The 18106-nt window shown below is 62.6% G+C and carries 15 protein-coding genes and 1 pseudogene; 8 read left to right on the forward strand and 8 right to left on the reverse strand.

The window, feature by feature from the left end:
• Positions 1-175 precede the first annotated feature (175 nt).
• Genes G410_RS0108960 through G410_RS0108970 form a run of 3 tightly spaced genes read left to right on the forward strand, consistent with a single transcriptional unit; the run spans position 176 to position 4340 of the window.
• The gene (locus G410_RS0108960; protein ID WP_022673319.1) at positions 176-2254 is read left to right on the forward strand and encodes an HAD-IIB family hydrolase; all 2079 of its coding nucleotides are present in this window, start codon (positions 176-178) and stop codon (positions 2252-2254) included.
• Positions 2251-3399, forward strand: a complete 1149-nt coding sequence (locus G410_RS16190) for a glycosyltransferase (RefSeq protein ID WP_022673320.1) — start codon at positions 2251-2253, stop codon at positions 3397-3399. Before G410_RS0108960 ends, G410_RS16190 begins: the two co-directional genes overlap by 4 nt.
• Positions 3396-4340, forward strand: coding sequence for a glycosyltransferase family 2 protein (locus G410_RS0108970; protein ID WP_022673321.1), 945 nt, complete (start codon positions 3396-3398; stop codon positions 4338-4340). Before G410_RS16190 ends, G410_RS0108970 begins: the two co-directional genes overlap by 4 nt.
• Here the strand turns inward: G410_RS0108970 and G410_RS16195 are convergent.
• Entirely contained in the window at positions 4241-5368 is a 1128-nt protein-coding gene (locus tag G410_RS16195; protein ID WP_022673322.1) for a glycosyltransferase, read from the reverse strand. The genes G410_RS0108970 and G410_RS16195 overlap by 100 nt on opposite strands.
• Positions 5369-5571: 203 nt before the next feature.
• Here G410_RS16195 and G410_RS16200 point away from each other — a divergent pair, with 203 nt between their 5' ends.
• The 4 genes from G410_RS16200 to G410_RS0108995 all read left to right on the forward strand — a co-directional run bounded on the left by G410_RS16200 (position 5572) and on the right by G410_RS0108995 (position 9755).
• On the forward strand, positions 5572-6357 hold the full coding sequence (locus tag G410_RS16200) for a Crp/Fnr family transcriptional regulator (RefSeq protein ID WP_022673323.1): 786 nt from the start codon (positions 5572-5574) through the stop codon (positions 6355-6357).
• Positions 6354-7130, forward strand: coding sequence for a sulfotransferase family protein (locus G410_RS0108985; RefSeq protein WP_022673324.1), 777 nt, complete (start codon positions 6354-6356; stop codon positions 7128-7130). Before G410_RS16200 ends, G410_RS0108985 begins: the two co-directional genes overlap by 4 nt.
• A 352-nt stretch (positions 7131-7482) precedes the next feature.
• Positions 7483-8178 (forward strand): hypothetical protein, encoded by a 696-nt coding sequence (locus tag G410_RS0108990; RefSeq protein ID WP_162604084.1) that lies wholly within the window; start codon positions 7483-7485, stop codon positions 8176-8178.
• Entirely contained in the window at positions 8178-9755 is a 1578-nt protein-coding gene (locus G410_RS0108995; RefSeq protein WP_022673326.1) for a YadA-like family protein, read from the forward strand. The genes G410_RS0108990 and G410_RS0108995 overlap by 1 nt, the downstream gene beginning before the upstream one ends.
• Positions 9756-10310: 555 nt before the next feature.
• On the opposite strand, the gene G410_RS18460 is transcribed toward G410_RS0108995, so the two are convergent.
• Positions 10311-10541: a helix-turn-helix transcriptional regulator gene (locus G410_RS18460; RefSeq protein WP_425411247.1), complete on the reverse strand. Its 231-nt coding sequence runs from the start codon at positions 10539-10541 to the stop codon at positions 10311-10313.
• A gap of 24 nt (positions 10542-10565) precedes the next feature.
• On the reverse strand, positions 10566-11987 hold the full coding sequence (locus G410_RS18425; RefSeq protein WP_156851908.1) for a PAS domain S-box protein: 1422 nt from the start codon (positions 11985-11987) through the stop codon (positions 10566-10568).
• A gap of 490 nt (positions 11988-12477) precedes the next feature.
• Between G410_RS18425 and G410_RS17705 the strand changes: the two are divergent.
• Positions 12478-13228: pseudogene (locus tag G410_RS17705) on the forward strand (IS5 family transposase).
• Between the two features lie 46 nt (positions 13229-13274).
• On the opposite strand, the gene G410_RS16215 reads toward G410_RS17705, so the two are convergent.
• The 5 genes from G410_RS16215 to G410_RS0109035 form a co-directional block, all read right to left on the reverse strand.
• The gene (locus G410_RS16215) at positions 13275-14501 is read right to left on the reverse strand and encodes an alginate lyase family protein (RefSeq protein ID WP_022673328.1); all 1227 of its coding nucleotides are present in this window, start codon (positions 14499-14501) and stop codon (positions 13275-13277) included.
• Positions 14488-15507: a sugar kinase gene (locus tag G410_RS0109020; protein ID WP_022673329.1), complete on the reverse strand. Its 1020-nt coding sequence runs from the start codon at positions 15505-15507 to the stop codon at positions 14488-14490. The genes G410_RS16215 and G410_RS0109020 overlap by 14 nt, the downstream gene beginning before the upstream one ends.
• A complete protein-coding gene (kduD, locus tag G410_RS0109025) occupies positions 15507-16280 on the reverse strand; it encodes a 2-dehydro-3-deoxy-D-gluconate 5-dehydrogenase KduD (protein WP_022673330.1) in 774 nt (257 codons plus the stop codon). Before kduD ends, G410_RS0109020 begins: the two co-directional genes overlap by 1 nt.
• Positions 16281-16301: 21 nt before the next feature.
• The gene (locus G410_RS0109030; protein WP_022673331.1) at positions 16302-16934 is read right to left on the reverse strand and encodes an RpiB/LacA/LacB family sugar-phosphate isomerase; all 633 of its coding nucleotides are present in this window, start codon (positions 16932-16934) and stop codon (positions 16302-16304) included.
• A 125-nt stretch (positions 16935-17059) separates the two neighbouring features.
• Positions 17060-18079 (reverse strand): LacI family DNA-binding transcriptional regulator, encoded by a 1020-nt coding sequence (locus G410_RS0109035; protein WP_022673332.1) that lies wholly within the window; start codon positions 18077-18079, stop codon positions 17060-17062.
• Positions 18080-18106: the final 27 nt, after the last annotated feature.

The raw sequence follows: 18106 nt of genomic DNA on the forward strand, positions 1-18106 counted from the left end.
CGCGCCAGCCGTCCATCCATTGACCAACCCATGCCGTCATGGGTCCGTGCAGGATGTCGCGCTGCCAGGATGGTCTAAACGTCTGAAATCAGGGTTCATAACAAATGACAATCGCGGAACGATTGATCGGCATCCGCCTTTCCCTTTTGCACGACATTCGAAACGGGGAAGCAATATGGATATCATGGCGATCGCTCTGGGCGGTTGCCTTTCCGGTGACCCATGCTTTGGCCTGACGGAAGACACCGGCGGCCATATCACCTATGTACTGGGGGCGATGCGCGCGCTTTCGGAACGCGCGGATGTCGGATCGGCTGAAATTGTGACCCGCCGGTTCGAGAACCGCCAGCTGGGTTTAGTTTACGCACAACCTCATGAAATCCTGTCCGCCAAACTGCGGATCACGCGCATCGACAGCGGCAATCCTGCCTATCTTGCCAAGGAAGCGCTGGCGCGCGATCGCGCCGCCTTCACCCGCGCGCTGATCGCCGACTTGCGCAGTCGCCCGCGTCTGCCGGATATCATCCACGCCCATTTCGCCGATGCCGCACAGGTTGCGCTGGCCGTACGCGATGCGCTGGGCATTCCGTTCATCTACACTGCCCATTCGCTGGGCATCGACAAGGCTCGCACCCTCGACAGGGGCGACGAGGGCCTTGCGCTGCGCATCGAGGAGGAACGCCAGGCCATGGCGGCGGCGGATGCGGTGATCGGATCGTCCCGGGACGAGTGCGAGCGGCAAGTGCCGGCTTATGGCGCAGATATCGAAGGCAAGGTGCATCGCGTGGTACCGGGCATCGATCAGCGCCAGGCGAGCGCGCAGGATATCGCAGCGGCGTCGGCGCTCATCGCGCCGTTTCTGCGCGATAGCGGCAAGCCATTGGTGCTCGCCATCGCCCGGCCCGTCGCCAAGAAAAATCTCGGCGCGCTGGTGGAAGCCGTTGCCATCGGCGCATTGCGCCACCACGCCAATCTGGTGATCCTGCCGGGTCTGCGCCGCTCGATAGAGGAGGGCGAACCCGAACAGGTGCAGGTGATGCGCGCGCTGATCGATGCCGTCGATACGCATGATCTGCACGGATCGGTCGCCTATCCGCGGCGCCATGACGCAGCAGCGGTGCGGGGGCTGTATGCTTTGGCCGCGCGGTCAGGCGGCGTGTTCGTCAACCCGGCCCTGATCGAGCCGTTCGGCCTCACTATATTGGAGGCGGCGGTGCACGGCTTGCCGGTGGTTGCCACCTGCCGGGGCGGTCCGGTCGATATTGTCGGCGATCTGGACCACGGATTGCTGGTCGACCCTGTATCGCCCAGCGCCATTGCCGGTGCGATCGAGCGTCTGCTTCAGGACCGGCCCTTGTGGCGGCGGTGTTCCGCGAACGGTCGAAACAATGTCGAAAACGTGCGCTGGTCGGCCTATGCGGCGGGTTTTCACGCCGTTGCTTCGCGCTTGCTGTCTCCGGCACGATCAACGGTGGCGCAGGGATCCGCCGAACGCTTGCTGCTTTGCGATATCGACAACACATTGACGGGCTGCGCCGCCTCTGCGCGCCGTTTTGCGCAATTTATCGAAAGCCGCCCGGACATCTGTTTCGGCGTCGCGACCGGTCGTTCGCTGGTCGAGGCGCGGCGAATCATGCGCGCCTGGCATTTGCCCGAACCGGTGATGTGGGTGACGTCCGTCGGATCGGAAATCTACTGGCAGCACGCCATGGGCGGTTCGCGCGATGCCGATTATGCCGAGGCGATCGGTATCGACTGGGCGCCCGAAAAGCTGCGCGCTATCGCGTCGGGCATTGCCGGACTGACGCTGCAACCCTCGATCGAGCAGCGCGCGTTCAAATTGAGCTACTTTGCCGATCGTGCAGCCGCGGACCGCTTACGCACGGCAATCGCCGACGCCGCGCTGCCCGCTCGCGTGATCTTCAGCCACGGCCGATTGCTGGACATCCTGCCTGCCAAAGCCGGCAAGGCGGCGGCCATGCGCCATGTCGCACGCACGCTCGGCATCGCGTCCGGCCGCGTGATGGCGGCTGGCGACAGCGGCAATGATCTGGATATGATTGCCGAATGTCGCAACGCCGTGATCGTCGCGAATGCGGAAGCGGATCTGCTGGCCTTGGCCGGGCGCGATCATGTCTATCTTTCCCGCCAGGCCCATGCCGCCGGTGTGCTGGAAGGCCTGCGCCACATGTTGCGCGGCAGCGACGAGCCGCCCCGTCGCATGCCGTCCGCCCGTCTGGACCGCGCGGCGTGAACCGCGCCGAAGGCCCGATCGGCTATTTCGTGCATCACCAGGGGCGCGGCCATGCCGAGCGGGCGGCGGCCTTTGCCCATGCCCTGCCACCAGCCCGCCGCATCAACTTTTTCTGCGCGCGCGACGATATCTTTCCGCCCCTGCCCGCCCATGCCGAGGTGATCGCGATCCCCTCCCTGTTCGAGCAGGGCGACCAGCCTGATCATGCGATGGGCTCCGCCCATACGCCCGAGACGCTGCACTGCGCCCCGCTCGGCTGGCCGTCGATCACCTTGGCGATTGCGACCATCACCCAATGGTTTGCCGAGCATCATCCGGCCCTGTTCATTACCGATGTGTCGGCGGAGCTTGCGCAGCTGGCCCGGATCGCATCGGTGCCGCATCTGTGCGTGCTGCAACATGGGGACCGCAGCGATGCCGGGCACATGGCCGCTTATGCCGGGGCAATAGGCCTTTTGGCGCCCTATGCCGACGCCTTGGAGCAGAGCGACCGCCCTGCGTGGATGATCGCCAAGACCATCTATGCAGGCGGCATCGGCGTGGACACGGCCCGGCTTGGCGACCGCGACGGCGCGCGGGCGAGACTGGGCCTGGACCCCGCCACCGAGCTGGTCGTGGTGCTGGGCGGGGGCGGCGGCCATGGCCTGCCATCGGTGCCCTTGACCCTTGGCGCGCGGGCAGAGCCGGGCACACAATGGGTCACGCTGGGCAAGGTGCAGAGCGAATGGCACGAGACGCCGCCGCCCAATCTGCGGCATCTGGGCTGGGTCGATAATCCGGAAGACTGGATTTCGGCCGCAGACCGGATCGTCTCCAGCGCCGGGAACACCACGGTCCATATGGTGGCGGCAGCCGCCAAACCATGGGTGGTGGTGCCGGAATGGCGCTACTTTTCCGAACAATTGCGCAAGGCCGAAGCGCTGGAACGCGCCGGAGCGGCAGCGGTATCGGCAAGCTGGCCCGCCCGTGCCGAGGATTGGCGGACCTTGTGGGCCAAGGCGGCTGCGATCGACCCCGATGTGCAACGCGGTCTCTCACAGGCAAATGCGGCCCGGCACGCCGCCGCTGCGGTGGAAGCGCTGATCACCCGGATCTGGCAACCCGTTGCCGAAACCCACCATGCCAATAAAGGCTGCGCCGCATGACCATTTCCATCTGCACCCTGGCTTTCGGACGCGCGGCGCATCTCGCCAATCTGGTGCGCGGGCTGGATCGATCCACGCGCGTGCCGGACGAGCTGGTCATTGCGTTGATGCAGCCCACGCCGTTCGATCTGCCGGAGGTCCGTTTTCCCGTGCGCCAGCTGATGATGGACGGCGATGGCATTCCGCTGGCCGCCGCGCGCAACGCCGCGGCGCGGGGTGCATCGGGCGACCGGCTGATCTTTCTGGACGTCGATTGCATTCCCGGCCCCGATCTGGTGGCCGATTATGCCGACGCCATGGCGTCGCGATCGGGCGTATTCATGGGCGAAGTGGCCTATTTGCCGGCCGATGCAGATGCGCAAAGCCTGAATTTCGAGGCGTTCGACCGGCGCGGTGTCAAACATAGCGAGCGGGCTGGCCCGCCATTAGAGGACGTCGGCCCCTGCTGCGATTATCGCTGCTTCTGGTCGCTCAACTTCGCGCTATCGGCGCGCGATTTCACTGCGGTCGGCGGATTTGACGAGCGCTATAGCGGCTATGGCGGCGAGGATACCGATTTCGGCCGGATGGTGGCCGCGGCGAACATGCCGATCTGGTGGGTGCGCGGCGCCAAGGCTTATCACCAATATCATCCGCACCACATGCCGCCGGTGCATCATCTCGACAGTGTGCTTGCCAATGCGCGCACCTTCGAGGCCAAATGGGGGGAGCCGACGATGCAGCACTGGCTGCGCGCCTTCCGCCTGATGGGTCTGATAGACCGCACCGCCGATGGCTGGATAAAATTGCGCGATCCGTCCGACGCCGATCTGGCGCTGACCCAGCAGCAACAGCACCAGCCCTATGCCAGCAGCGCCGCCGTGCTGGCGCAGCTGGAAGCCGAGGCTTCGGCAGGTTCCGGCGCCGGAAAGTCCGCAGCAGCGGAGATGGCACGCCTGTAGCAGCGCTCATATCCGTCGATCATCCGGTCGACCGAAAACAGCGCCTCTATCCGCGTTCGGCATCGATGCGCGACCGTGCCATAATCCGCCAACATCGCGGCCGCCAGCGCCGCGACATCACCAGCCGGAACGATCGCCCCGCAATCGCCCACCACTTCGCGCATCGCGCCGCGATCGAACGCAATAACCGGAACGCCGCAGGCCAGTGCCTCGGCGGCAACCAGGCCAAAGGGCTCATCCCACATCGGCGTAACCACGACGGCGCGGGCGGCGGCCACATGATTGCGCAGCGCCGCGCCGGACAGATGCCCGAGATAGCGGATCGCACTGCCCAGTGCAGGCACCACGAACTCGGCATGATACTCCGCATCCTCGATAGCGCCGATGATATCGAGCGGTACATCGGCCTGTGCAGCGGCGGCCACCGCCTCACGCAAACCCTTGTTCGGCGTGATCCGCCCGAACCAGAGCAGGCGGTTTCCACGCCGCGCGCTGTCGGGCCAGACCGCAAGATCGATGCCGTTATGAACCACATGCAGATTGCTGGCCGCGCCTTGCGTCCAGAGCGCGCGCTGCTGGTGCGAGGTGACGGTAAACTGCTGGCGATCATCCCCAAAAGCCGCACTCACGGCCTGCTTCATGCGGGCAAAGGGTGGCACATGCTGGGAACTCACCATAGCCTGGCCGTCGCGGCTGGCCCACGCGATCAGCTCCGGGAACAGCGAATTGTTGTGCACCACATCGAACCTGCCCGTGCGCACGCCCTGCCATGCCGAGGCGAAGGCGGCGCGTTGATAGGCGTCCAGCGCAGGCGTGCCACGCCAGACCGTCCAGGGGTATATGGCTTCATAAGGTGCCGGGCAGATTGCTTCCAGACGGGGCGCATCGGACCCTTTGGCGGCAAACAGGGTGACCGCATGGCCGCGCTGTTCGAGCGCGCGGACCAGCGCATGGCCATGGCTCTCCATGCCGCCCATGAATGGCTCGGCAATGGCGTGACGAATATGCGCGATGATCGCAATTTTCATAATCGGTGGGTGGCCCCTGCGATGCGCCAGCGCTCCCTTGGGCCGCGTTCTGCGCCTCTGTAAACTTGCTTGGACGTTGCGCGTTCCGGAGCCTATCAAAGGCTAAGTTGATCGACATGGGTAAAAATTCATAGGGCGAGCCGCATTCGGGCAAGAGCGGCGCCGCTTTCCTGATCGACACGGCAAACAGGCGGGCACAGCATATGGCAGACGATCTCTATCCGCTTACCGGTCGCTTCTTACAGGGCCGGCTGCGCCATGGCATGGACCAGCGCGAGCTGAACATTCTGGAAGGTCTGATCGATCGGACCGAGTTGTTGCAGGGCGAAAGCACGATCCTGCACCGCGGCGATTTTTGCGAATACAGCACCATGCTGATCGAAGGCATGGCCATCCGATCGATTGCCGATCATGAGGGAAAATCGCACATCGTGGGCTTCCAGGTGCCGGGAGACTTTGTCGATCTCCACGGATTTGCGCTCAAACGCCTGGATCATGATCTGACCGTGCTTGGCCGGGCGCGCGTGGGCTATGTGCCGCATGAACGGCTGCGCGCCGTGATGACGCAGGAGCCGCACCTGGCGCGCATCTTCTGGTTCAGCACGCTGCTAGATGCATCCATCCACCGTGAATGGATCATGAAGACCACGCAGCTGCGCGCCGTCGGTCGCATGGCGCATTTCTTTGCCGAGCTCTGGTATCGTCTGCGCATGGTGGCGCTGGGCGATGCCAGCGGTTTCCAGACGCCGCTCACCCAGACTCATCTCGCCTCCATCTGCGGAATATCCACCATCCATGTCAGCCGAACGCTGCGCGATTTGCGCGAAGGCGGCGTCCTCGATTTCCAGCGGGGCCGGATCACGATCCTGGATAGCGACAAGCTGAAGACCATAGCCCGGTTCGATCCGGCCTATCTCTATGGCGAGGGCGGCCTGGCGGTCGGCAATGCGCTGGACAAGGGAACGCCTGAAACACTGGTAGATGGATGAGCGATTTTACCGGCCGCTATGTTTTCGTCGGCGGCCTGCATCGCACCGGTACCAGCCTGGTGGCGCGGCTGATCGGCCATCATCCGGACGTGCGTGAGATCACAGGCTCCCCCGCCCCGGAAAATGAGGGATGCTATCTGCAAGGCGCCATAGCGCACACGGCGCGGCACGGGCGCCCGGCGCATTTCGCCACCGATCCGCAGCAACATCATATCGAGGGGTCACGGTTCGACCGGCTGGACGTGCGGATCCGCATGGAAAGCGACTGGGGCCGATGGTTCGAAGCGGGCGGTGCCTGGCGCGTGGAGAAATCCCCGGTCAATCTGACACGCATGCGGCTGTACCAGCAGCTGTTTCCGCTATCGCAATTCGTCATCGTTCTGCGCCATCCGGAAGCCATGGCCGCAGCGATGGCCAAATGGACCGATCGGGCGCCGGTAGACCTGATCGACCATGCGCTCGATGCCTATGCCCGGATGGAGGCCGATCTGCCTTATCTGCACGCGGCTTTCGTGCTGCGCTATGAAGATCTGGTGGCCGATTCGGATGGCATGACGGCACGCCTCCACCACTTCCTCGATCTGCCTCCAGCCGCCCCCGCGGAGCCGGTTATCGACGGCAACCTAGCGTATCGGGCGACGGCGCGGCTTTCCCCTGGACAGGCCCTGAAAGCCACCCATTGGGGCTATGCGCCCGGTCTGGGTGTCCAGCCGTTTGACCCGTGGCTTGCCCATCCCCTGCGCGCCATACGCGATCGGGCGCAGCAGATTTGAACGATGCTCTGCCAGGAGCTTACAGCTACCGTATGACCAAGTCCTTCCAGCGTATTTCACAATACGCCCGGCGTAATCATTTTGTCAAAACCCGTCCTTTGTCGGTCCAACTATAGATCAGACAATGGCAGCCATAGTCCTCCGCCAAAGACTGATATGGGGATTGGATATGTTGCTGCGTACTGACAGAAAGACTGTGCACATTCGGCCATTGAGGGCCGGTTTTATGACCACCTGCTCTGTGGCATGCCTTTTGGGAATGGGCCTGTTGTCGCAGCCAGCCTCGGCGCAGATCGGGGCTTCCGAGTCCGTCGTGGGCGTCTGTTCAGGGGTCAGTCTGCCACGGTCTGTCGTGACCGATATCATGGGCCCAGTGAACAGGGGGATCGTCGCGCCCATCGAGAATAGGGTGAACGCGTTGATCGGGGCCACGCTCGGCCTCGTGCTAACGCCGCTGTCCATTGATGTGGAAGGATTGCTGGAAGATGCCGCCGATGGCGAGCCGATTACCCTTCGCGCCATAGCCGCCGATGGCACCATTGTGGGGCCGACCGACTTATGCCGCGCGCAGGCCGATAGCTACGGCCTGACCGATCCGAAGGGCATTGCGATCGGCGGCAACCAGATCACCGGCTTGGGCCAGAACGGCGCGCAAGCCTCGGCAGCCGATGTCGATGCCATCGCCTTTGGCAATGGCGCCGTCGCCCAGGCCGGAGCGAGCGGGAGCGTGGCGCTGGGCCATGACGCCACCGTCAGCGCGGCAAGCAGCGTGGCTCTTGGTCAGGGCTCTGCCGCCAGCCGCGGTGCGCAAATCGGCTATACCGCTTTTGGACTAACGAATGCGCAAAGCTCGGCCGGCGAAGTATCGGTCGGCTCGGTCGGCGCATTGCGCCAGATCACCAATGTCGCGGCCGGCAGCGCGGCGACGGACGCCGCTACGGTTGGCCAGGTGCAGGGCGCGATCAATCAGGTCAACGCGCTGGCTGCCAATGCGGTGAGCTATGACAGCGGGGCGCAGCAGCAAATCACACTTGGGGGGACCGCGTAATGGGCAATGAAACCGCCCTAGCGGCCCTGGACGGACGCGTGACCACGGCCGAAAGCGATATTCAGACGAACCGCCGGAACATTGCCGCCAATGGCACCGATATCGCCGCGCTCGACGGTCGGCTTGGCGGAGCAGAAACCACCATTTCAGCCAACACGGTCGCTATTAGCGAGCTGGACACGCGCGTCGGGACGAGTGAACAGCGTATTACAGACAATAGCAGCAATATCGCTGCAAACGGTACGGCAATCGCTGCGAACCGGGCCGATATTCAGTCGAACCAGACAGCCATCAACGGTAATCGGGATGCCATTGCCGCCAATGGCGCGGCCATCGCCTCCAACAGCGCTAATATCGGCCTGAACAGCGACGCGATCCGCGCAAATGAGGGAAAGATTGCGGACAACGGCACCGCGATCGCCCGCAATGACAGCCGCATCACGGAGAACAGCAGCGATATTGCCGGGCTGCAGGCTGCATCGGCCAGCGCCGTCCGCTATAACGTGGATGCGCAAGGCAACCGCTTGAACTCGATCACGCTGTCCGGCGGCGATGCATCCTCGGCGGTATCCATCGCCAATGTCGCCGATGGAGAATTGGACGCCGATTCGCGGCAGGCGGTCAACGGCGCGCAGCTCTTCGCCACCAATCAGACCGTTCGTCAAAACAGCAATTCCATTGCATCGCTCGGCAGCCGCGTGACCGTGAACGAAGATACTATCGTCAATCTCGATCAGCGGACCGTGAATATCGACGAGCGCGTGACTCAGGTGGATGGCAGAGTGACGAACATCGATGCACGCGTGGTCGACAACAGGACCAGGATCGATGTGGTCGAGCAAAAAGTCGCGAACATGCCGACGCAATATGTCTCCGCCGCCGGCGTGCCGAGTGCGACAGCGACCGATCAGGTAGCGCTCCTGTCTGCATCGGGCGGGGCGGCAACGCTGGGCAATGTGGCCGCCGGCAGCCTTGTAGAAGGGTCCACCGAGGCCGTGAACGGCAGCCAGCTGGCCGCCACCAATAGCCGCGTGGCGCAAAATGGCTCGAATATCGCCAATCTGGCCAATACCGTGCGCGGCAGCACGGTGACAGCGGTGCAATACAGCTCCGCCGATGCGCCGGAGGAGCCTAACGGCGGGATCCGCACCAATCGGGTCACCTTTATTGGCATGGATCAGGCTGAGCCGGTGCAGGTTCACAATGTTGCCGCCGGCATTAGCGCGACCGACGCCGTGAATGTTGGCCAGCTTTCCTCCGGTCTCAATCAGACCCTGGACTTGGCCAATGACTATACCGATCAGCGCGTCGCCGCATTCGGCCAGGACCTCGGCAATTTCAAGCGGGAGAGCGCAGCGGGCATTGCCGGGTCGCTGGCGGTGGCCGGCCTGCCGCAGGCGATCGATCCGGGCAAGGCGATGGTCGCCGGCGGGGTCGGCTATCATCGCGGAGAAGCCGCCTTCGCGCTCGGCGCGTCGAGCCGCTTCAACGATGGTCAGGCCGTGGTCAATATCGGCGCCAGCGTGAACAGCCGCGGTTACGGTTCCGCCAATGCAGGAGTCGGTTTCCAGTTCTGAAGCACCGATGATCCTTAGCGGCCGGGCAGTGTCGTCCGGCCGGCCAACAGAATCCCTGCAGCACAATGTGACGCCGCCGCTCCGATTCACTGCACGCCGCCGCAACATGCGCCAAGGTTACCGATCGGGATGATGATAAAAATGGCGGACACGGAGGGATTCGAACCGAAGCCTTAACTTGCACCAAAAGAACCGTTGGCAAACCGAAATCAAATATTATTACCCCATAATATACCCCCAAAAACTTTCCCGCTGCCACCGAACGTTTGTACCCCAACTGTATTTGCAGACTGCTCGCGAGATGTCGGGCGGGCGGCTTTGAGCAAAGACCGCCTCGTGCGCGAGCAATCGGGCGCGGCAGGTACCGATAGTTTAGACGACTGTGCGCGGCCCGCTACGGGTGGAAGCGGACAGCTCGCTTAAGGGTGCCAATTGCAATAGCTGCCTTTCCGGAAGATGATCCAGTTAAAGGAAATTGCCGCGCTCGGTGAACACAGAACGGTGGCGACATAACGAACTTTGCTATTTCGGTTCTGCTTTAGCTGAAACAGTGCTTTAACGGGTCTGCCCAGCGCCGCCGCAAGCTTGAGTGCCAGAACTGTCGAAGGAATAAACCCGCCGATTTTCGACTGTGTTGATTGTTTTGCGGCTAACGCCCACCTGCTCGGCCAGCGCGGCTTGGGTGAGGCCAAGTCGGTCACGCTCCTTCCGGAGCGCATTCGCCAATCGATAAGTCCTCGCGCTGAGCACTGTGCGAATAGCAATTTGCCGTGTAGCCCGGGACACCAGTAGGCGGAGTGGTCCCAACCGCTAGTGCCGCGACGCCTGCTGCATCATCTGTGTCGCGCGATCCGTAGCAATGCGGGTTTCGCCGGCAAGCATCTTGACCTCGTTTGCTACCACCGTGAAGCCGCGGCCAGCGTCACCCGCCCGCGCTGCCTCGATAGTGGCGTTGAGTGCGAGCATATTTGTCTGCTGCGCGATGCGGGCGACGCTTGCAACAATATCGGCCAGTTCGTTCATGACCGACTTGAGCCGGGCATTGCCGTCTTCGAGATCAGCCTGAAGTTCCCAACTCTCTTCTAATCGTTGCTGCACCTCATGCTCAAGCAAAACCTGGCGCGTGATGTCAGTGGCGATCTTGACGATTTTCCGCGGGCGGTCCTCCGCATCGAAAATCGGATTATAAGTCGCCTGTATCCGCACCTTACGCCCATCGCGACCGATACGCTCATAACGCCCCGCATCGAACTCGCCTCGGCCAAGCCGCTTCCAGAACTCCCGGTATTCGGGCGACATCGCCTGCGCCTGGTCGCACAGCATGCTGTGATGGCGGCCGACAAGATCGGCGCGAGCGTAGCCCATCATCATGAGAAAATTGTCGTTAACCTCGATTATGTTACCCTCAAGGTTAAACTCCACCACAGCCTGCGACACGTCGACCGCATTTTTGCGACTTTCATTCTCTGCGGCGCGCTCCTTAGCGCCGGTCACATTCATCGCGAACTTGACTATCTTAATTGGGCGTCCATCGAGATCGAAGACCGGGTTGTATGTCGCCTGCAACCACACGTCGCGGCCGTCGGCAGCGATGCGGCGATAGGTACCGGTGTCGAACGCGCCGGTGCCCAGCTTTTGCCAGAATGCGGCATAGGGAGGCGTGGCTACATGGGCAGGATCACAAAACATGCGGTGGTGACGCCCCATCACTTCGTCCAGATTGTAACCGAACGCGGCCAAAAAGTTCTCGTTTGCGCTCAAAACAGTGCCGTCGAGTGCGAATTCAATCACCGCTTGCGACCGGTTCATCGCCGTGCTGATTGCCTGCAAGGCGGCGCTCTGACGCCGGTTTTCGGTCACATCGGTAGCGATCTTGAGAATGCGTTCCGGTAGGCCGTTCGCGTCTAACACTGGATTGTAAGTAGCTTGGAGGTAGACAGTTTCGCCGCTCTTAGTGCGCCTGGCATATTCACCGGAATGGTACTCACCACCCGCCAACCGCTGCCAGAAGTCGGCATAGGCGGACGACTCCGCCAGCGCTGCTGCACAAAAAATGCGGTGATGCCGACCCACGACCTCATCCAGCCGGTAGCCCATTGTGGTCAGGAAGAAATCATTTGCCCATTGCACGATGCCGAAAGTGTCGAACTCGATCACCGCCTGCGATCGGCACAGGGCTTCCCATGCCGCCCCTCGGCGCCCGAAGCCCGCGTCCATCTCATATTCCATCATACCGCAGACATCGTGAGCGAGGATGGTTAACAATCAGAAAATAGAGGGGAATTGGTTTATTTGCTTGGCTACATGACTCTTTACCCTTCAGAAAGGAGCGCCGGCCAAATTGGCAGCGGCGTTCCCATGACGATGAGAGCCGGGAAAGCGTTTGAGTTTTTGAAACCCGTCGCTTGCCGGTTTTTCGATTACCTGCCGAAGCGTAAATTGAGCGGAACAGCCCTCGCTGCAACAACTCCTCATCCCATCACGTCGCCTGTCGCGCGTAATATTTAACCCTGCCGGGCCCATGGTTTCGCGTCAGCAAAGTGCCCATACTGGCATCGCTTCGGCGCTCGGCGTCATCCGGCTGTAGCGGTAAATTTAGGGCGTATTTGAGCAAATGGTTCAGACGCCCAAGCGACCTCGACCTTCCAGCACGCATCCTCTTTTGACCTTTCCTGCATGATGACGGCTTCCATTTCGGTTTAAATGCTGACTCAGCATCAAGATGAGCCGATCTGATCTGACCGACTTCGAATGGCGCGTGATTGAGCCGCTGCTGCCCAATAAGCCACGAGGTGTTCCGCGCGTCGATGACCGCCGCGTGCTGAACAGCATCTTCTGAATGCTGCGCTCAGGTGCGCCGTGGCGCGACCTGCCCGAGCGTTATGGCCCGCGCACCACCTGCTACAACCGCTTCACCCGGTATCGCAAAGCGGGCGTATGGGACCGGCTGATGGACGCCATTTTTGCGGCGTATGACGGCGATATCCAGATGATCGACGCACTTTCATCCGGGCGCACCAACAGGCTGCGACGGCAAAAAGGGGGGTCGAGATCATTGTCTCGGTCGCTCCCGCGGTGGTCTCACGACCAAGATCCACGCCGTCGTCGATGCCTAAGGCCTCCCGGTCAGGCTCAGCCTTACAGCGGGGCAGGCCCACGAAGGACCCGCCGCGCTGGGCCTGCTCGATCGTCTCGATTCGCGCATCATCGTTCATGCGGACAAGGCTTATGGGGCCAATGGCATCCGCACCCTGATCGAAGCGCGAGGCGCGGTGCCCAAAATTTCGGCCAAATCCAATCGCAAATGGAAACCCTGCTTCAACCAGACGCTCTATCGCGAACGTAATCTGGTCGAGCGCTTCTTCAGCAAGCTCAAGCACTTCCGTCGCATCGCTACACGTTACGACAAGCTCGCCGAGAACTTCCTCGCAATGGTCAAGCTCGCCTCAATGCGCCTCTGGCTCCGCGTTTAAGAGTATACGGCCTAGTTTTAGTAGATCGTTACCTGGAGTAGCTTACCTACGGCATTTCGCCGATGGCAGTCGGCACACCGTCTGGCTCAAAATAAAGAGCCACCATCCGTGCTTCCCCGGACATGCTTTTCACGTTTCCTTTCGCAAGGTCGATATCCGGGAAGGGCCAGGTTTCTGGGGTTTGGGAGTAACGTTGCAAAAAACGGTGCGCGGTCGTCAGGCTGCGGCCGTCCGCGAGTTGCGCGTCCCACAGATCGAGCCCAACGCATTCGCCAATCGTCGCCAGCCTGGCCGCGCCGTCGACCACAAAGTGGCTATAATGCCAGCTTTTCGTGCGCTTTAGTTCGGCCAAGAAACGCCCCTGTTTGTCCATCTGCGGCGCGAGCCGATAGGCGGGAAACGCCTGAATCACGTTGCGCGCGGCATCCGGTGCGCCCGCGAAAAGCGCGAAATGAGCGAGGTAAAAGTCATAAAATATGCCGTGATTGTTGGTCTTGCGCATCTCCTCTTCGCCGATCTTGCTGGTTGCCATCCAAACCGTGAAGGCACCGTACCATTCGCGCAGGGCCTTGCGTTCGGCCGTATCGAGCGCGCCCGACGGCCGCAGCAGACCCAGCGCCTCTACAATGGTGGAAAGATGCGAAGCTTCGATGATCCCCTCACCGCGCCCCTTGACCTTGCCAGGAATGCCTTGCGCGAAATCGAACTGCGGGTTCATCCGGGTGGCCGGGTTCAGGAACCAGGCGCGCACCAGCGTGGCCGCATGTTCGGCATAGCGCTGATCGCTCGACACTTCATAGCCGAGCGCGAGCGCCCGCATGTCCTCGGACAGCGCTCGCAGGCGGGCCTTGTCGAACTCCTTCCCGTCGCGTTCGGGGTTCACCCGCCCGTCGCGGCGCAAATAGGGCAGGCCGTCACGCTTGTCCGGATCAGGCCACCAATAGGGGCCAATCGAAGCATAATCGTGCGGGCCCGCGCCCGGCACGGGATGCGGCTTGTCGGTGACGGCGTAGGGCCCGCGCTTCAACGCCGCGTCGGCCGCCGCCAGCGCCTTTGCCGCCATGGCCGGATCGGCCGCGATCCCCTTCAACCATCGCGGCCGCCAGAGGAAGGTGCGCCGCCCACCGAAATCGGCGGCATAACCCTGCTCTGCCCGGCAGACCGGCGCCGTGGAGACCGGCTCGAAAGGGGGAACCGCCGGCGTGTCCTTCGCTGCTGCGGCCCCGGCCATCGACGCCAAAACGATCGCCACCAGAATCTCAACGCGCCACATCGCCGCCCCCCGCCATCGCCGCTGCCAGTTCGTCCCGGTTTGCCCGGCAGAAGTCTCCGGGCATGAAATGCTTGAGCGCGGACAGCGCCATGCCGCTCTCCACCATGCGCGTCATATCCGGCGGAGCGCCCAGCCAAGCGGCCAGCACGCCGGCGCTGAACGCGTCGCCAGTTCCGATCCGGTCAACGATGCCGGTCAGCACGAGCTCGGCACTCTCGGCGCTGGCGTCCGCGCTGTCGACGCGTGCAATAATGCGATGCGAACCGTCGCGCTCGACATGCCGGGCGGTGGAGGCGATCGCGGATAGGTTCGGAAAGGCCTCCAGCGCGGCGAGAGCGGCCTCGCGCCGCCGTTGACCGCCATCGCCGGAGAAATCTCGGCCGAGCAGCAGCGAAATATCCTTGTGATTGCCGAAGAACAGGTCCGCCATGGCGACCAGTTCGGCGACTTCGGCGCGCGGATCACGATCGGTGCGCGCCCAGAGCGAGGGCCGGAAATTGCCGTCGAAAGAAACGGTCATCCCGCGCTGCTTCGCGGCCGATGCAAAACCGTGGGTGGCGCGCGCCGCGCCCGCGCTCACCGCCAGCGAGATGCCCGAAAGATGGAGGTGCCGCGCCCCGTCCAGCAGCGTTGAATCGGGTTCCGCGCAGGCGGCGAAGGCGGTGCCCATCCGATCGTACAGCACCTTGCCGCTTGCCGTCCCGGTCGCGGACGTTAGAAAATAGACGCCCATCCGCCCAGTACCGATCGCGATCCCGGAGCAATCTACGCCCTCGCGGCGCAGCGCTTTGATCGCATTCCGGCCGAGATCGTCGTCCGGCAGCGCACTGACCATGCGCGTCTCGATGCCGAGATTGGCGAGCGCCACGGCAACATTTGCTTCCGCCCCGCCGACATGCAGATCCAGCCGCGCGGCATCGCGCAGCGATCCACCGCCCGAGGGTGAAAGACGCAGTAGCACCTCGCCGAAACAGACAACCGCGCGCTGCGCGCCTGCCGGCGCCATTAGCGGGCGAGCCATCCGCCGTCGACGGCGAGGATGTGTCCTTGCACATAGTCCGCCGCGCAGCTGGTCAGGAATACCGCGGCACCGCCGATATCCGCCGGATCGCCCCACCGACCTTCGGGAATGCGCTCCACGATCTGGCGGTTGCGAGTTTCGTCCGCCTGCAGGGCTGCCGTATTGTTGGTTGCGATATAGCCGGGGGCGATGGCGTTCACGTTCACGCCCTTTGCCGCCCACTCATTCGCCATCAGCTTGGTGAGCCCACCCACCCCGCTCTTGCTTGCGGTATAGCTCGGTACTCGAATGCCACCTTGAAAGGTAAGCATCGAGGCGATGTTGACGATCTTGGCTCGCGCACCATGCTGCGATGCCCAGCTGGTCATATGCCGCGCGACCGCCTGGCTGAGGAAGAAGAGCACCTTCAAGTTTACGTCCATCACCGCGTCCCAGTCCTCTTCCGAGAAATCGAGCGCATCCTCCCGGCGGATAATGCCAGCATTGTTCACGAGGATGTCGATCCGCGCGAACGCATCCAGCGCTTGGGATACCACGCCCTCCACCGGTGCGATGCTCGAAAGATCCGCGCGGATCTGCATTGCCTTGCGGCCCGCCTGCTCCACTAGCGCCTGCGTCTCGTCACAGGAACTGCGGCCCACAAGTACGAGGTCCGCGCCGGCCGCGGCTAGCGCGACGGCGATGCCTTGGCCGATACCGGTATTGGCGCCGGTCACCATCGCGGTACGATCGGTGAGATCGAATGCAGCGTTCGTCATGGCTCCCTCCCTCTCTAACGCTCAGAGCGCGCGCAGATAATCGCTGATCGACTGGTCCTTCGAATGCGCATAGAAGTGGTCAGCGAACTTCTCCCCCGCGATCGCCGCCTTCAGCAGATCTTGGTCGACCGTCTTCAGAACGGTCAACATGTCGTGGCAGGTCTTGGACTTAAGCTCGGCCAGCACGCCGCGGTTCTTAGCCATGATCTCGGCGCGTTCCTTGGGATAGCCGATGCCGCTTTCGCCTTCGAATAGCTTGCGATAGCAATCCTGGAGGTTGAGTTCGGCCGCCCAGCCGAAGCCCTTGGCGTAAGGCATGGCGATGGCGTTGCCGTCGTTGATCTGCGCGAACAGGAAGGCATCTGTGGGATCGATCACCAGGCCGCAGAACACGCCGGGCATCGCATTGGCGGCAAGCATCGATCCGGTGCCGGTGCCGCAACCGGTCACCACGAAATCGGCGGCCCCCGAATTCAGGAGGATGCCGGTCAGCAGCCCGACCATGGGATAGGTAACCTGCGCGGCGTCATCTACGGTATACATGCCGTAATTGTGGACCTCGTGCCCTAACGGTTCGACCACCGACGTCAACGCATCGTGGATGTCGCCGTTCTTGGCGGCCTGGCTGTTCTCGTTGATCAGGGCGATTTTCATCGGTCGGGGGTCCTCTCTTGCTGGATGGCGCGGCCTGCAACCGCTGCCCGTTCGCAAACTAGGTAACCGGTGTCATATCCGAATGCAAGGGATCGTCTTGCATTTCGCGAAGACCGCGATTGGACCTATTCGGAGGGCGGGACGACCGAGCTTCGCTCGATCAGCGACGAGGGCAGCAGCCAAGGCTCCCCGTTTGCTTCCTGCTCCGGTACGATCAGTTTTCGCGCGGCGGCATATGCCATCTCCACGATCGGCCAGCGCACCGTGGTGAGCGAGGGCCAGACGTGGCTGGACAGCGGCGTATCGTCGAACCCAACGATCGACAGGTCTTCCGGGATCATAAGACCGCTGCGGCGTGCCGCGATCATAGCGCCGATCGCCATCTCGTCATTGCAGGCGAAGATCGCGGTCGGCCTTGGATCCAGGGTTACGAGCCTCTCCGCCGCGTCGACGCCCGATTCGAACGTATAGAGACCCGGCTGCACCAGCGCCCCGTCCACTTCCAGCCCCGCCTCGGCCATCGCCTGCTCGAAGCCTGCGCGGCGCTCACGCGGAGAGGTGAAGCCTTCTGGCCCCTCTATCAATGCAATGCGGCGGTGACCCTTTGCGATGAGGTAGCGCACCGCCTCACACACCGCCTCGCGGTCGTTCGACGTCACGGTATATTCCGGCGCGTCGAGTTTGACCGATCCCATGCGTACGTAGCGGCAGCCGAATTCCCGGCATAGTTCGGCAATTGCGTCGCGTTCCGAGACGGGCGGCAGCAGCACGACCCCATAGGGACGCTGGCGCTCGAAGAACCCGCGCAGATCGTCCTCGATGGTCGGCGACATGCGATCGATCGGCTGAACCATAAGGCCGAATTCGCTGTCCGCCAGTGCATCGAGGATGCCCTTTTGCACGCTTACCAGGAACTGCGCGTTGGGGTTATCGTGGATGACGGCGATGATGAAGTTGCGCCGCAGGGCCAGCGCACGCGCCTGCGGATTGGGCACATAACCAAGCTCGCCAATCACCTTTTCGACATGCGTGCGTGTCTTCTCGCTCAACAGCGGCGACTTGTTGATCACGCGGCTGACCGTCTTCTTGGAGACGCCCGCAACGCGCGCGACATCGTTGATTGTAGGTTTGCTGCCTCCGCCCATCGGACCTTTATATGGAAAGCTTCGCAC

The organism is Novosphingopyxis baekryungensis DSM 16222 (assembly GCF_000420305.1).
Lineage (GTDB): Bacteria > Pseudomonadota > Alphaproteobacteria > Sphingomonadales > Sphingomonadaceae > Novosphingopyxis > Novosphingopyxis baekryungensis.

What these genes read in the sequence shown, in the direction of transcription:
- G410_RS0108960 (WP_022673319.1), top strand. Translation starts at nt 176, where the DNA reads ATGGATATCATGGCGATCGCTCTGGGCGGTTGCCTTTCCGGTGACCCA.
- G410_RS0108970 (WP_022673321.1), top strand. Translation starts at nt 3,396, where the DNA reads ATGACCATTTCCATCTGCACCCTGGCTTTCGGACGCGCGGCGCATCTC.
- G410_RS16195 (WP_022673322.1), bottom strand. Translation starts at nt 5,368, where the DNA reads ATGAAAATTGCGATCATCGCGCATATTCGTCACGCCATTGCCGAGCCA.
- G410_RS16200 (WP_022673323.1), top strand. Translation starts at nt 5,572, where the DNA reads ATGGCAGACGATCTCTATCCGCTTACCGGTCGCTTCTTACAGGGCCGG.
- G410_RS0108985 (WP_022673324.1), top strand. Translation starts at nt 6,354, where the DNA reads ATGAGCGATTTTACCGGCCGCTATGTTTTCGTCGGCGGCCTGCATCGC.
- G410_RS0108995 (WP_022673326.1), top strand. Translation starts at nt 8,178, where the DNA reads ATGGGCAATGAAACCGCCCTAGCGGCCCTGGACGGACGCGTGACCACG.
- G410_RS18425 (WP_156851908.1), bottom strand. Translation starts at nt 11,987, where the DNA reads ATGATGGAATATGAGATGGACGCGGGCTTCGGGCGCCGAGGGGCGGCA.
- G410_RS16215 (WP_022673328.1), bottom strand. Translation starts at nt 14,501, where the DNA reads ATGTGGCGCGTTGAGATTCTGGTGGCGATCGTTTTGGCGTCGATGGCC.
- G410_RS0109020 (WP_022673329.1), bottom strand. Translation starts at nt 15,507, where the DNA reads ATGGCGCCGGCAGGCGCGCAGCGCGCGGTTGTCTGTTTCGGCGAGGTG.
- kduD (WP_022673330.1), bottom strand. Translation starts at nt 16,280, where the DNA reads ATGACGAACGCTGCATTCGATCTCACCGATCGTACCGCGATGGTGACC.
- G410_RS0109030 (WP_022673331.1), bottom strand. Translation starts at nt 16,934, where the DNA reads ATGAAAATCGCCCTGATCAACGAGAACAGCCAGGCCGCCAAGAACGGC.
- G410_RS0109035 (WP_022673332.1), bottom strand. Translation starts at nt 18,079, where the DNA reads ATGGGCGGAGGCAGCAAACCTACAATCAACGATGTCGCGCGCGTTGCG.